This window comes from Streptomyces sp. NPDC051133 (genome assembly GCF_040682635.1).
Classification (GTDB): Bacteria; Actinomycetota; Actinomycetes; order Streptomycetales; family Streptomycetaceae; genus Streptomyces.
The window spans coordinates 126,326-140,724 of sequence record NZ_JBFBBK010000015.1 but is presented as its reverse complement, the minus strand read 5'-3'; the positions used below and the strand labels follow the sequence as shown (position 1 = coordinate 140,724).

Below are 14,399 nucleotides of genomic sequence, written 5' to 3'. Positions count from 1 at the left end.
CCAAGCAGAATCGCCAAACGGACAGGGGAAGACTGATGTTTGGCGGGAAACGAGGAGATGCCCTCTGCCCGAGGACCTGACACAGGTACCAAGAATCCTCGTTCACCGTAGCTTGCATGTGGCAGTGGCGGTGACTTACCTGACAGCAGGTCCGGACGCAGCCAAGCCAACGCGTGGTGTCCGCAGCCATACATCTGGCTGCGGACACCACGCGTTCCCAATCGCGTCAGGCCGCCTCGACCACTGCCTCGAACTCAAGGGGCAAGTTGAGCTCGGTCTGCATCGTGAAGACAGCATCCATAAGAGACCTCAGACGCTCCGGAGCGTCAGGCATCACGTGCGCGTAGGTCTGGTGGGTGATCCTCGGGTCGCGATGCCCCAGCCACTCAGCCATGTCTGTCACCGGAACGCCCTTCGACAGGCCCGCCGAGGCAAAGAAGTGCCGGAGCCAGTGCGTGGTGATCCTCCGCGAGATGCCCGCCGCCTTCTTCGCATTACGCCACAGCCGGTCCACGAGGGAGTACATGAGGATGTTGGTGCGCCCGACGTTGGAGAAGAGGTAGTCCCCCTCCAGGCGGTTGACACCCTCCTCTACGCGAAAGGTGCCATACAGCCGGACGTGCGGATTTCGCGGACGCCCCTATAGCGCGGGGGCGAGGGAAACCGGTCTGACCAGGTTGAAGACCTCTCGGGCGGCATATCGCTTGAGGCATCGGATGATCTCGCGTCGTGTCTTGCCCTCCTGGGTGCGGCGTTCGTAGTACGCCTGGGTACGGGGGTCGTGGCGCAGGCGGGTGAAGACCATGCGGTGCAGGGCTGCGTTCGCCTGGCGGTCGCCGCCGTGGTTGAGCCGGCGCGTGTTCCGCCGGCCGGAGGAGTACTCGATGGGGCTGACTCCGCAAAGGGCAGCAAACGATGCCTCGGTGTTCAGTCGCTCGGGGTTGTCTCCCATGGTGATCAGGAGAGTGACGGCGCTGTCCGGGCCGATGCCCACCGGTACGAGCAGCTGGGGGGCGTGGCGTTCGACGAGCCGGGTCAGGCGCTGGTTCAGCTCATCGATCTGCCCAGTGAGCTGCTCAATGCGCTCGGCGAGCATGCGCAACGTCAAGTGGGTGGCCTGGGCCACCGCGTCCTCGTCTCCCCCACCGCCGGGTAGGCCGAGGCGCGCGCAGGTGCGGAACAGCTCGCGGTTGCCCAGGCTGACAGCTGTTCCCGAAGGACGGGGTCGGTGATGACCAGGACGGCTTTGAGCTGGTTGATCGCCTGGGTACGGGCCTTGACCGCGGAGTCCTTGGCGAGTTTCAACATCCAGGCGCTGTGCACCGGACCGTCGAAAGGGAGGTCCTTGCCAGGAAGTGGCATGCCGTCGGGTGTCCGCAGTTCTAGGAGCTCATCCGGGACTTAGACGGCAACTCATCACTCGGGGCTGGGACACACCCTGATGGGCGATGATGTAGCGGTGAGTCTGGACTTGAGCAACTACGAACTCCTCTGGCCCACATCGCTGTTCGTGTCCGAGGGCGAGCGCATTCTCCGATCCACGAATTCCTGGCAGGACCGGGCAAAATGGCTGATGACGGAGGCCCTAGTCGGCACAACCGCAGTCGCTGACTTTGAAGACCTGCCCAACCACACCGCGCCAACAGTCGATCCCTGGTCAACCACTGTCACCGGCTGGGGCACCAAACGGGCCGTGATGGACCAGCACGACTGGTTTGCGGAGCTCATTAACCGGGCGTCCGAGCTCAGGCACGCGGCCGCCCCCCGGCCGTACTGGCCGCAGCGCCGTGGCAACGGTCCCGCCCACGACGGCAGTACCGCGCGGGACACCCGGCGTGACTTTGCGCGGCTCGTCGGCGAGTTCGCCGACAGCGGCTACCTGGTTGAGGTGTTCAGCGAGGAATGCGTCGACGATCACAGCGAGCTGCCCGACGCTTCCGAGGTGATCGACAGGCGTCTAGGCATCCCCGATCTGTGGCCTCTGACACCGGAGACGTGGAACGCAGACACCTTCTACGGGCTGATCGAGGTGTTCCACGACCTGGTGAGCCGCCCCCGCATGCGGCGCTACCACTCCTATAGCGGCTGCGGATGGCACCACTCGGAGTTCCACAACGGCCCGGCACGCGTCCTGTACCGGTGGAAGGTCAACCAGCTGCTGCGCGAGGCCGGCATCGAGTACGAACTCGCCGCCGAAGGAGAAGACCTCGGGCGCCTGGTCGCCGTCACGGACGACGCCCGCAGCACGCTGGTGCACCGCACCCTCAACGACAGCGTCCCAGACATCGCCACCCGGATCCGCCACGCCATCGCCCTCTTCCGGGGACGCGGCACATCAGCCGAGAGCAAGCGATCGGCGATCGTCACCCTCGCGGGCATCCTCGAAGAACGCCGCACCCTGATCAAAGAGCAGGTCGGCAAGCCCGACGAAGGGGCGCTGTTCGAGATCGCCAACCGCTACGACCTGCGCCACCGCAGGGCCGACCAGCGCGGCGACTACGACGAAGCGTTCCTCGACTGGATCTTCTGGTGGTACCTCGCCACGGTGGAACTCACCAACCGGCTGATCGCGTCACGAGACCTCGACTGAAAGAACTAACAGCCAGCCCCTGACCGGAGTGGATGGGCAGACCTTGAGCTGGGGCTTCCCGAAGAGAGTCCGCACGAGACTAGAGACATCGGTCACGGGTGCTCATAGCCGGTGCTAAACTCCTTACTGCGCTTGGAGGTTGAGAGCTTCAGCGCCAGAGCCTGGTCAGTCGCGCCGACATGCGACCTCGCAGAGCCTGATAGATACGCTGATCTACCGCGGCAACCAACCCGGCAGGACGCTGAGGACAGCGCGATCCTGAGGCTAGGGAACCCAAGGCAGATTGCTGAGTTTTTGCTGAGTCGGCCAGCAGTGCTCAACCCATCGCCCGCACTTTTGGACAAGGGCGATGCGAAGCCACCCTTAGCACAGGGCGGCTCGGTTGAGCCTGCCCTTCCGCTCTCCTGGCCGCCCTTCCTGAACCGGAAGGAAATCTCGTTGAGCGGCTCGCACGACATGGCCATGTGGGTAATTGTGGCCATTCTGTTCTCCGCGCTTGTCGGCATCGTCACGGGACTGTTCGCGGCACAGCTCGGGGCAAGCCCTCTCGCCTGCTGGGGTGGGGGAGGTGCAGCATTTATCTCGGTTGCGAGTGTCGCGCTGACGGTTATCGGCCTACTCGCCGCGTAGCTCCGGAGAGTCCACGCAGCTGATGGCGGCGCCCAGCTGCCCGGCTGGGCGCTGTTTCATATCGGGCGTTGTACCCCGCACCCTAGGTTTCTGGCGAGCTTCACATCGTCCTGGGACGCGTGTTTTACCAGGCCAGCTGGCGGGTCGGCGGTCATGTCGACCGTGCCGTGACTGGGGGTGTGCCGCGGGTCGGGCGGCAGGGGAACCGACCGCGCCGCCGGCTCGTTCGGTGTCTGGGTGTACTGGCAGGGACCGTGCGTGGTTCGCGGCGAGGCGTCGTAAGCGGAGGCGGTGGTGCTGCCCCCGGACACGACCAACGCTGCTGCCGCCAGTGCGGTCATGAGAGCTCATTCATCCTGCACACTCTCCAAGAGATCGCCAGGTTTCGGAGCGGTCGCAGCCTAAGGCGCGGCCCGGCGGGCGAGAAACCGTCCGGAAGCCACATCCGACTCCCAGTGGTCAGCTCACCGGGGTGCCGCTGTCGAGGCTGACGGTCCCGCTGCCGTCATGTCGGGTCACTCCGCGGGAAGGCGTCGCCGGTCGGCCAGCGTTCCGGCAGACCGAGAGCGGTGTGGACGGAGCGAATCGCGGGCTGGCGCTCGACCTGGATCCCAGCCAGTTGCGCGGTTGCCCAGGTAGGAAAGACTGGAGCAGGAAGCGAGCCAGGATCCGGACTTCGCCAGAGAACGGGAGTGTTTTTCGTCCAGGTCCAGGGTGCCGGGTTGTTCACGACGAGCACGCCGCTGACACGGCTGTGGGCATGGTCGTAGGTGGCAGTCCAGTAGCCATCGGGCTTTCGACTGAAGGCCGATCCGCGGTCGTAGGCGTACTCGACCGTACTCCCGTACAGCGCTCTCTCGATGTCCTCATCTTCGGGGAAGTCGGCTGCACGGCCTACCGCCACGATGAATGGCAGCTCCAGGTCACCATACTTCCCACCCTTGTGTGTGACGGCGTCGAGCACTCGCTCCGATCCGTCCTCGACCACCCATGCCGAGGGGTACACGCCGATTGTCCTGCTGGATGGATTGCCACGCTTTCCTGGGCTGCGGGGGATCGCTTGAAAGGTGAGGCACCAGCCAGCCTCTTGCCAAGTGTGACTGGGAAGCGGCACGTTGCGCTCATGGTCGGCGATGACCTGGTCAGGGTCCAAGCTTGCAAGCCATCGCGTCAGCCCGGACGTCAGCCGTCTCTGCGGCGGCGTTGCCGTACCGGCACTGTGCAGTTCGCACGCAACGAAGAAGTTCGGACTCGACAAGCGATCGATGGAATCGCTCAACTGCGGTGGGAGCGAGTAAGACCCAGCGTCACGCTTCTGAGCCTTCCAGATCGCCTCCACGACGAACTGCTCGTTGCCGCGCGTAACCAGGAAGTCGGGCTTATAGCCACCCGTTCCCGTCTGCCGCTCGACCTCCACGCTGCAACCGGAACCGAGCAACATCGCGTGCAGGTACAACTCCCAGAGCGCAGAGTAGACATTCGTGTCGCAGTTTCGGTCCCGCAGCCGGCTGAGCAGGCCGGGGCGAGCCCTGTCCGGAAAGCGCGACCACCATTCGTTGATCACATCCCGAACCTGGTCCCAGAACGGACCGGCGACCCTCTCGAAGAACTCGGCCTGTGGCTCGGCCGCCCGCTTCGGCGCCGCATCCGTCCGATTCCGGCTCGCGTATACACCCATGACAGACGATCGTAGGTCGCTCCGCCGGCCACTCTCACTCCATTTCCACTGCGTCCCGACGACCGCAGGGCTCAACCGAGTCAGCCGTTCTCACCCTTCCGGGCCCCTGTTGAGGTGCCCCACCTGAGGAAGTGCCACAGTCCGCTTTGGCCTCCAACGGAGGCACAGGTGCGAGAGTCGCGAGTGCTCGGACCAAGACCGGCGGGCGCCCTACCCCCCACCGCGTTGACCATCACCTCGCTGGCCACGGGGACGCGGCGCCCCCATACAAGTCCCAATTCCGTCTTGATCAACTACACGGCGACATCCCGCCGGAGCAAGCCGACAGAGCGCCGTCGTATCACGTCCCCATCTACGCAGCACCCCAGTCGGAGCAAGCCGATGATTTACAGAAGCCAACAGGACGGCTTGATTCGTCGTGGGGAGTTCCGAGGTCACGTGCTGCGCATCGACCGTACGACGCTTGTCGTCACCGCATCCTTGCTTCGGGTGCTACGAGAGAGGACGGCCGAGTGCAACGCGCCAACGCCAGACGCTGCAACGCGCTGCGTCGCAAATCCGCCGGGCCGCGTCGGCGGGGCTCTCGTCGAACGCCGCTCTCACACGCCTATCACCGACTGCATCGACTCCCCTGGGCCAGGTGGTCCTGACCTGGCATTACGTGCCCGTCATGGACTGCCCTGGACCCTAATGGACGGCCCTTACAACCTGTGCCATGTGGTACCGCGGCCCACTGGCTAGCACCACGTACCACTCATCAAGATCCGGACCAGGTGCGGACCGACTCAGCCTGACACTCGATGTTCCCGCTCTTTGTCGCAGGTCAGGAGCGAGGTCAGGCGTGTACCACCAGCAGACGAAGAACCTGCTGGGACGAACAAGCCCCGGGGCCCGCCACAGCGCCTCGCCCGTGCCCGTGCGCGCAGAGACTGAGCAGCGCGGTCGGATCTGGTCTCTCAGTCCGGTAACCCACCGTGCAACGCCTCTGAGCCGATCAACCCCAGTTGTCCGAGTTAGACGGAGCGTAGTCAGCACCAAGTCAGCACGGGATAGGTGAAGACGGGTGATGACATGGGCTTTTAGTCAGCACCAAACCAGCACGGGAGTCAGCACCGCACTGTCAAATCCCCTCGAACTACGCGTCCCGGACGGCGCTCATTTCGACCTTCTTCGAGCTCCTGAAGCGCGCCTCCGCGAGTCGACATAGTGGCCACACGCATAGCCAACCCCCAAACTATGTTGCCCCACCACATGTGCCCCTGACCTGCATCTTCCTACGGTGTGCCGACACGTACCCGTCCCCACCGCACACGAGGAAGTGGCGCACATGGCATCCCAGGCACCACCCGCTCCCCCGCCCCCCGCCGGCCTCCCCCGTATCGTCGCCGCGAGCCTCATCGGCACCACCATCGAGTGGTACGACTTCTTCCTGTACGGCTCCGCCGCCGCGCTGGTGTTCAACAAGCTGTTCTTCCCGGACTCCGACCCGCTCGTCGGAACGCTGCTGTCGTTCCTGACGTATGCCGTCGGCTTCGCGGCCCGGCCGCTGGGGGCCCTGGTGTTCGGGCACTACGGTGACCGGCTGGGGCGGAAGAAGCTGCTGGTGCTGAGCCTGGTCCTGATGGGCGGAGCGACCTTCGCCATCGGGCTGTTGCCGACCCATGCGAGCGTCGGCGCGGCCGCGCCCGTGCTGCTCACCACGCTGCGGCTCATCCAGGGGTTCGCCCTCGGCGGCGAGTGGGGCGGCGCCGTTCTGCTGGTGTCGGAGCACGGAGACGCGCGGCGGCGCGGTTTCTGGGCGTCGTGGCCGCAGACCGGCGCGCCGGCGGGGCAGTTGCTCGCGACCGGTGTGCTGTCCCTGCTGACCGCCGTGCTCTCCGACGACGCCTTCGGCAGCTGGGGCTGGCGGATTCCGTTCCTGCTCTCCGGGGTGCTCGTCATGGTCGGTCTGTGGATCCGGCTGTCCGTCGACGAATCGCCCGTGTTCAAGGAGGCGTTGGAGCGGGCCGAGTCGCGGCGGGCGGACGACCCGGAGAAGCTGCCGCTCGTCTCCGTGCTGCGCCACCACTGGCGGGAGGTGCTCGTGGCGATGGGCGCCCGGATGGCGGAGAACATCAGCTACTACGTCATCACCGCCTTCATCCTCGTCTACGCCACCACGTCGGCCGGAGTCTCCAAGCAGACCGCGCTCAACGCCGTGCTCATCGGCTCCGCCGTCCACTTCGCCGTCATCCCGGCCTGGGGCGCGCTGTCCGACCGGGTCGGACGGCGGCCCGTGTACCTGTTCGGCGCGGCCGGGATCGGACTGTGGATGTTCCCGTTCTTCTCGCTCGTGGACACCGGTTCGTTCGGGTACCTGATCCTGGCCGTGACCGTGGGACTGGTGCTGCACGGCGCCATGTACGCACCCCAGGCCGCCTTCTTCGCCGAGATGTTCGCCACCCGGATGCGCTACTCGGGCGCGTCCATCGGCGCCCAGTTCGCCTCCGTGGCCGCCGGTGCGCCCGCACCTCTCATCGCCACCGCGCTGCTCGACGACTACGACAGCTCCACCCCGATCGCCCTGTACGTGATCGCCGCGGCCGTCCTCACCCTGGTCGCGGTGGCCGTGTCGCGCGAGACGCGGCACCGGGATCTCGCCCAGGTCGAGGCCGAGGACGGCGAGGCCTCCGCCGCGAGTCCCGCCACCCGGGCCCGGGCCGTGTGACCCGTAGGTCCGAGCGGTATCGACCGGCCTCCGTGCGGGGGCCGGTCAGTGGCGTCCCGGTGCCGCCAGCCTGTGCAGCCGCAGGGCGAGCTGGATCTCCAGTGCGCGGCCCGGGGCCTGCCAGTCCTGGCCGAGCAGACGGCCCACCCGCTCCAGCCGCTGGGCGACCGTGTTGACGTGGACGTGCAGCGCGTCCTTGGTGCGGGCCGGGCTCATCCCGCAGGCGAAGTAGGCGTCCAGGGTGTGCAGCAGTTCCGTGCCGCGCCGCTCGTCGTACGACACCACCGGGCCGACGGTGCGGTCGACGAAGCCGGCGACGTCCCGTTCGCCCGCCAGGAGCAGGCCGAGGAAGCCGAAGTCCTCGGCCGCCGCACCGTCCCCGGCGCGGCCCAGCAGGTGCAGTGCCTCCAGACAGCGGCGGCCCTCGGCGTAGGCGGCGATGACGGTCTCGGGGTGGGTGGTGAGGCCGGTGACCGGGGCCGAGGCGCCCACGGTGACGGGCTGGTGGACGGCCGTGCCCAGGTGGCGGGCGGTGCGGCGGGCCACCTCGGTGGCGGTGTCGCCGGCGGCGAGCGGCAGCAGCAGGACGGTGCCGCCGTCGCGTGCGGCGGCCAGGCCGTGCCGGGTCGCGGCGAGGTGGGACGCGGCCGACCACAGGCGACGGCGGGCCGCGGCCTCCTCGTCGGCGTCGGCCGCCGGGCCGTCCAGGCGTGCGGCGAGCACGACCTGGGTGGCGTCCAGGTCGGCGTGCAGTCGCGCGGCGCGCTCGCGCAGCAGGCGGGGATCCCGGTCGCGGGCGTCCAGGAGGTCGTCGAGCAGCTCGCCCCGCACGCGCTGCTCGGCCTCGGCGGCGGAGCGACGGGCGAGCAGGAGCAGCGAGGTGACCATCGCCGCCCGCTCCAGGGTGCGCTGGTCGACCGGGTCGAGGCCGGGGTGCCCGCGCAGGACCAGCGCGCCGAGGAGTTCCCCGCCGGCGGCCACCGCGGCGATCCAGTCGCTGCCGTGCCGTACGGCGTGCCCCTCGGCGCGGGACGCCTCCAGCGCCTCGGGCGGTGCCGTGTCGGCCTCGGTGAACTCGACGGTGCCTTCGAGGACTTCGGCGACGGCGGCGGCCACGTCGTGCACTCCGCCGCCGCGCAGGACGAGCTCGGCGAGCCGGTCGTGGACGTCGGAGGCGCGCTCGATGACGGCGCTGCCGTCCCGGATGATCTCGTTGGCGCGCTCCAGCCCGGCCAGGGCCGCGCGGGTCTCGGTGAGCAGGTTGGCGGTGTCGATCGCGGCCGCGGCGAGCGCGGCGAACGAGCCGAGCAGGGCGATCTGCGCGCGTTCGAAGACACGGGCCCTGCGGTCGGCGGCGAAGAGGACGCCGATGACGTTCGGGCCGAGCATCAGGGGGACGCCGAGGATGGCGACCAGGCCCTCGTCCCGGACGCCCGCGTCGATGGTGAGGGTGTGCTGGAAGCGGGCGTCCTTGAAGTAGTCGTCCGTCACGTACGGCCGTGTCGTCTGGGCGACCAGTCCGCCGAGTCCTTCGCCCATGCCGAGGCGCAGCTGCTGGAAGCGGGCGGAGACGGAGCCCTCCGTGACCCGCATGTAGGTGTCGCCGCGCGGCGGGTCGTTCAGGGTGAGGTAGGCGACGTCCGTGCCGAGCAGCGAGCGGGCGCGCTGCACGATGGCCGGCAGGACGGCGTCCAGGTCGCGCAGGCCGGCCAGGTCGTGGGCGGTCTCGAAGAGCGCGGACAGCTCCGCCTCGCGTCGTCTGCGCCCTTCCAGTTCGGCGCGGACGCGCAGGGCGAGCAGCCTGGCGTGGTCCAGCGCGGCGATCCGGTCGGCGGGGCGGCCCTCGGCGCGGGCGAGCAGCACCGGCTGCTCGTAGGCCTCCACGGAGGCGTCCCGGGCCAGCAGCTCGAGGTACGGGGCCTCGGCACTGCTGCCGGCCGGCCGGGGGGCGGCGTCGGTGCCGGGTGGCCCGGCCTGCTGGACGTGATCGCGAGACATGGTCACAGGATTCCGCATCGGCGGCCCGGCCCGGCAGGCCTGTGGACAACTCCCGGGGCCGGGGCCGTACGCCGGTTTCAGTGGGCCGTCCACCCGCCGTCGAGGACCAGCGAGGTCCCGGTGACGAAGGAGGCGTGCGGGCTGCAGAGGTAGGCCACCGCCTCGGCGACCTCCTCCGGTTCGATGAGCCGCTGGACCGCGCTGTCCTTGAGCAGGACCTCGGAGAGGACGCGTTCCTCGGGGATGCCGTGCGCCTGTGCCTGGTCGGCGATCTGCTTCTCCACCAGGGGCGTGCGCACATAGGCGGGGTTCACACAGTTCGAGGTCACGCCATGGGCGGCGCCCTCCAGGGCGGCCGTCTTGGACAGTCCCTCCAGACCGTGTTTGGCGGCCACATAGGCCGACTTGAAGGCAGAGGCGCGCAGCCCGTGGACGGAGGACACATTGACGATCCGGCCCCAGCGTTGCGCGTACATGTGCGGGAGCGCCCCGCGGATCAGCCGGAACGGCGCCTCCAGCATCACGGTCAGCACGGTGTGGAAGACATCGGGCGGGAACTCCTCCAGCGGGCGGACGAGTTGCAGCCCGGCGTTGTTGACCAGCACGTCGGTGTCGGCCGCGGCGCTCTCGGCGGCGTCGAGGTCGGTGAGGTCCAGGACGTGCGGTACGACGGTGCCCGTGAGGTCGCCGGCGCGCTTCGCCTGCTGGGCCAGCTCGGCCAGGCCGGCCGCGTCCCGGTCGACGGCCCGGACCTCGGCCCCGGCGGCGGCGAGCCGCAGCGCGCAGGCCCGGCCGATGCCGCTGGCGGCGCCGGTGACCAGAGCGGTACGGCCGCCGAGGTCGAGGGGAGGAGCGGGCGGGCCGGACAGGGTGCTGGGCGAGGTCATGCCTCGACCCTAAGCAGCGGCCCCCTGAGCCCACATGTGGGCACACCCCATAGTTCAGCCAAACGTCGTGGGCTCGAACCATGTGGGTTCATCGGACAGTGCCTGCTTGATCCGGAACAGCTGGCGCTCGTCCAAGGGCGGCAGCGCGTCCACCTCGAACCAGCCGACCTGCAGGGACTCGTCGTCGTTCACCCGCGCCTCACCGCCGACGGCCCGGCAGCGGAAGGTGACGTCCATGAACTGGCAGACGTCACCGTTGCCGAAGGTCACCTGGTCCAGGGCCCGCACCGAGACGACCCGCTCGGCGACGCACCGTACGGCGGTCTCCTCGTACACCTCGCGCACGGCCGCCGCCGCGGGCTGCTCGCCGGGGTCGGGGATGCCGGAGAGCACCGCCCACCTGCGGTTGTCGGAGCGCTGCCCGAGCAGCACCCTGCCGTCGTCGTCGAGGACGACCGCGCTGACCCCGGGAAGCCACAGCAGCTGATGACCCGCGGTGGCTCTGATGGTGCGGATGAATTCAGGAGTAGCCATACGCCGACCCTAACGGCCGGTGGACCCCGCCAGGCCCTCTCCTCCGGATCTTGCCGGGGGTCGCGGGGCCGGAAAGTGCCGTCGGCCGGAACCGGCCTGATCCGAAGGAAGGACCTAGGCGTCGGCCGCCCGCCGGGCGCGCAGGCCGGAGCCGATCGCCCAGCCGATCCCGCCCGCCGCGACCAGCACCAAAGCCATCTCCGGGAGGATGCCCAGGTCGGTCGCGGGGGTCGTGGACGTGCGCAGCGGGACCTTCTGGACGAGGTAGGCGGGCACGAACATGCCGGTCCTCTGGGTGATCTTCCCGTCCGGCATGATCACGGCGCTGACGCCGCTGGTCACCGGCACGGTCACGGTCCGGCTGTGCTCGACGGCGCGGATGCGGGACATGGCCAGCTGCTGGTAGGTCATCTCGCTGCGGTCGAAGGTCGCGTTGTTGCTCGGTACGGAGATCATCTGCGCGCCGTGCGTGACGGTGTCCCGTACGGCCCAGTCGAACGCGGCCTCGTAGCAGGTGGCGAGCCCCACCTTGGCGCCGTCGATGTCGAAGACGCCCGGCTTGTCACCGCGGCTGAAGTCCTGCCGGACCATGCCGGTCCAGTCCTTGTTGACGGCGCCGACGAGCCCGCGCAGCGGAAGGTACTCGCCGAACGGCTGGATCTGCCGCTTGTCGTAGGTCTGCGTCGGTCCCTTGACCGGGTCCCAGAGGATCTGCTCGTTGAGCAGTCGGCCGTCCTTCTCGACGACAGCGCCGACCGAGATGGGCACGCCGACCGCCCGGGCGGCGCCCTCGATGACGGCGGCGGCGTCCCGCTGCGTGAAGGGGTCGATGTCGGAGGAGTTCTCCGGCCACAGCACGTAGTCGGGCCTCGGCGCCTTGCCCGCCTTGATGTCGGCGGCGAGCTTGAGGGTCTCGCGCACGTGGTAGTCGAGCACGGCCCGCCGCTGGGCGCTGAACTCCAGACCGGAGCGGGGCACGTTGCCCTGGATGACCGCCACGGTCGCGGTGCCGTCCTCGGCCTTGTCGCTGACCAGGGAGCGGGCCGCGAACGCGCCCGCCACCGGGACGGCCACGCTCAGCAGCGCGACGGCCGCCGCACCGCGCCGCAGGGACCGGGTACGGCGCCGTTCGGCGAGCAGCCGGCCGGCCTCGTACAGCCCGAAGCCGCACAGGACCACGCCGAAGCCGAGCACGGGCGTGCCACCGACCGCGGCGAGCGGCAGGAAGACGCCGTCCGCCTGGCCGAACGCGATCTTGCCCCAGGGGAAGCCGCGGAACGGCACGCGCGCGCGTACGGCCTCGCCCGCGATCCAGAGGGCGGCGGCCCACAGCGGCCAGGCCGGCAACCGCGAGACCGCGGCGACGCCGACGCCGACCAGGGCCACGAAGACCGCCTCGATGGCGACCAGGGCCAGCCAGGGACCCGGACCCACCTCCACGCCGGTCCACACCAGCAGCGGCAGCAGGAAGCCGAGCCCGAAGAGGTAGCCGAGGCCGAGGGCCGCCTTCCAGCCACGGCCGCGCAGCACCCAGCCGAAACCCGCGAAGGCGGGCAGGGCCAGCCACCACAAGGGGCGGGGCGGGAAGCTGACGTACAGCAGCACTCCGCAGAGGGCGGAGACGACGGCCGGGACCAGGCGCAGCAGCCGGCCGCCGCGCACGCCGGAGGCGGGGGACGGCTGGAGCTGATCCGGCTGGTCGACGGAGGTTGCGGTGACGGTCACCCGGGTGAGTGTACGGCCGCCGAGCCGGCCGCCGACAGCTCGGCCGGTGTCCTTACCTCGCCCTGAAACCCAGGTCGATGCGGTCATGCCGCTGATGCCCGGCACGCTGTTTTTGCCGTACCTCGTCCCCGAACCGCTCGTCGGCCGTTACGGTGTGCCCAGCCTCGGCAGTGCGGCCGGACCCGGCGCACCGCCTTGGCCTGCCACAGGTCGGGGGACCGGGTGCGAGGGGCGAGCAGGTGGGGTCGACGGGGACGAGGTCCGCGGCCGGTGCGGCCGGTGCGGACGGCACGAACGGTATCGGCGGTATCGGCAATCGTGGGGGTGCGGACGCGCACGGCGTCAGAAGAAACGTTTCCGACGGGGCGGGCATGATCCTGCTCGGGGCCTGCGCCGGGTGGTCGCTGATCACCGCGGCGGCCCACGACGGACGGCCCGAGGGCCTGCTGCTCGCAGTGCTCGCGGTGACCGCCGGCCATGCCACGGGCCGGGTCTCCGGGGCACTGCTGCCGGTCGCCGCGCCCTCGGCCGGCGCGGTCGTCGGGCTGGTCCTCGCCGTGACACTGCCGGAGCTGTCCCGAGGGCCCCGTTACGCCGCCCCGCTCGGGCACGCCGGGGCCACGGCCGCCCTGCTGGCGCTGGCAACCGGCGCCGCGTGCTGTGCCGCCTGGGCGACGCCGGTACCGGCCCTGCGGCTATGCCTGCGGGCCGGGGCCGGCGGGATCGCGCTGACGGGGGCCGTGCTGGGGTCGACGGCCGGTTGCGTGGCCGGCGCCGCCGTCCTGCTGTGCTCACTCGCCGCCGGCTCGAAGCCCCGCCGGGGCGTGTGGCTCGCGGGCATGGCCGTGGTGACGGCCCTGGTGGCGGGCGCGACCCTGGCGGCCGCCGCCGGCGTACTGCCCGACGGGCTCACCGGAGTGCTCGGTGACCGGTTCGGGCCGCACCGCGTCCAGCTGTGGCAGGACGCGCTGCGACTGGCCGGCCGGGAGAGCGGGCTGGGGGTCGGCCCGGGCCGGTTCGGCGAGCTGAGCCGTGCGACATCGCAGATGCCGCTGTCCGACGGCAAACCGCACTCCGCCCTGCTGCAGCAGGCGGCGGAGCAGGGACTGGTCGGCGTGGCCCTGCTCGTCGCCGCGTTCTGCTGGGTCCTGCACGCGCTGTGGCGCACGCCCCGCCCGACTCCGGTCGCCCTCACCGCGGGCGCCGCCCTGACCGCGCTGGCCGCGCTCGCGTCGGTGGGCGACGCGCTGAGCTTCACGACGGTGACGGCGGGCGCGGGACTGCTCGCCGGCTGGGCGACGGCCCGCCCGTGGACGCGCGTCGGCGGCAGCCCGGAGCCCTGATCGCCCCAGGACGCCCGCGGGGCGGGCGCGTCGAGCGCGACCTGGTGAGGGGGCGGACGGGGACTGGCGGAGGGGGCGGACGGGCGGGGACCGGCGGGGCGGGGCGGACGGACGAGGACCGGCGGAACGGCCGGGTGGACGGGGACCGGCGGAACGGCCGGGTGGACGGGGACCGGCGGGACGGCCGGGTGGACGGGGACCGGCGGGACGGCCGGGTGGACGAGGACCGGCGGGACGGCCGGGTGGACGAGGACCGGCGGGACGGCCGGGTGGACGAGGACCGGCGGGACGGCCGGGGACGAGGACC

11 protein-coding genes are annotated in these 14,399 nt (G+C 70.1%); 4 read left to right on the top strand and 7 right to left on the bottom strand.

The window, feature by feature from the left end; translation table 11 throughout:
- Positions 1-226: 226 nt before the first annotated feature.
- Positions 227-574 (bottom strand): tyrosine-type recombinase/integrase, encoded by a 348-nt coding sequence (locus tag AB0N17_RS17825; RefSeq protein WP_366012294.1) that lies wholly within the window; start codon positions 572-574, stop codon positions 227-229.
- A 66-nt stretch (positions 575-640) separates the two neighbouring features.
- Positions 641-1,126 (bottom strand): transposase, encoded by a 486-nt coding sequence (locus tag AB0N17_RS17820; RefSeq protein ID WP_366012248.1) that lies wholly within the window; start codon positions 1,124-1,126, stop codon positions 641-643.
- A 333-nt stretch (positions 1,127-1,459) separates the two neighbouring features.
- Between AB0N17_RS17820 and AB0N17_RS17815 the strand changes: the two genes are divergently transcribed.
- Positions 1,460-2,590, top strand: coding sequence for a hypothetical protein (locus tag AB0N17_RS17815; RefSeq protein ID WP_366012247.1), 1,131 nt, complete (start codon positions 1,460-1,462; stop codon positions 2,588-2,590).
- Positions 2,591-3,028: 438 nt separating this feature from the next.
- The gene (locus AB0N17_RS17810) at positions 3,029-3,220 is read left to right on the top strand and encodes a hypothetical protein (RefSeq protein WP_366012246.1); all 192 of its coding nucleotides are present in this window, start codon (positions 3,029-3,031) and stop codon (positions 3,218-3,220) included.
- A 505-nt stretch (positions 3,221-3,725) separates the two neighbouring features.
- On the opposite strand, the gene AB0N17_RS17805 is transcribed toward AB0N17_RS17810, so the two are convergent.
- A complete protein-coding gene (locus AB0N17_RS17805) occupies positions 3,726-4,898 on the bottom strand; it encodes a hypothetical protein (RefSeq protein WP_366012245.1) in 1,173 nt (390 codons plus the stop codon).
- A 1,327-nt stretch (positions 4,899-6,225) separates the two neighbouring features.
- Here AB0N17_RS17805 and AB0N17_RS17800 point away from each other — a divergent pair.
- A complete protein-coding gene (locus AB0N17_RS17800; protein WP_366012243.1) occupies positions 6,226-7,605 on the top strand; it encodes an MFS transporter in 1,380 nt (459 codons plus the stop codon).
- Positions 7,606-7,650: 45 nt separating this feature from the next.
- Here the strand turns inward: AB0N17_RS17800 and AB0N17_RS17795 are convergent, their stop codons facing one another.
- The 4 genes from AB0N17_RS17795 to lnt all read right to left on the bottom strand — a co-directional run bounded on the left by AB0N17_RS17795 (position 7,651) and on the right by lnt (position 12,749).
- The gene (locus AB0N17_RS17795; RefSeq protein WP_366012242.1) at positions 7,651-9,603 is read right to left on the bottom strand and encodes a helix-turn-helix domain-containing protein; all 1,953 of its coding nucleotides are present in this window, start codon (positions 9,601-9,603) and stop codon (positions 7,651-7,653) included.
- 77 nt (positions 9,604-9,680) lie between these two features.
- Positions 9,681-10,490 (bottom strand): 3-hydroxybutyrate dehydrogenase, encoded by an 810-nt coding sequence (locus tag AB0N17_RS17790; RefSeq protein WP_366012241.1) that lies wholly within the window; start codon positions 10,488-10,490, stop codon positions 9,681-9,683.
- A gap of 54 nt (positions 10,491-10,544) precedes the next feature.
- Positions 10,545-11,024, bottom strand: coding sequence for an NUDIX domain-containing protein (locus AB0N17_RS17785; protein ID WP_366012240.1), 480 nt, complete (start codon positions 11,022-11,024; stop codon positions 10,545-10,547).
- Positions 11,025-11,138: 114 nt separating this feature from the next.
- Positions 11,139-12,749, bottom strand: a complete 1,611-nt coding sequence (gene lnt, locus AB0N17_RS17780; RefSeq protein WP_366012239.1) for an apolipoprotein N-acyltransferase — start codon at positions 12,747-12,749, stop codon at positions 11,139-11,141.
- 371 nt (positions 12,750-13,120) lie between these two features.
- Here lnt and AB0N17_RS17775 point away from each other — a divergent pair, with 371 nt between their 5' ends.
- Positions 13,121-14,092, top strand: coding sequence for an O-antigen polymerase (locus tag AB0N17_RS17775; protein ID WP_366012238.1), 972 nt, complete (start codon positions 13,121-13,123; stop codon positions 14,090-14,092).
- The last annotated feature ends 307 nt before the right edge of the window (positions 14,093-14,399 follow it).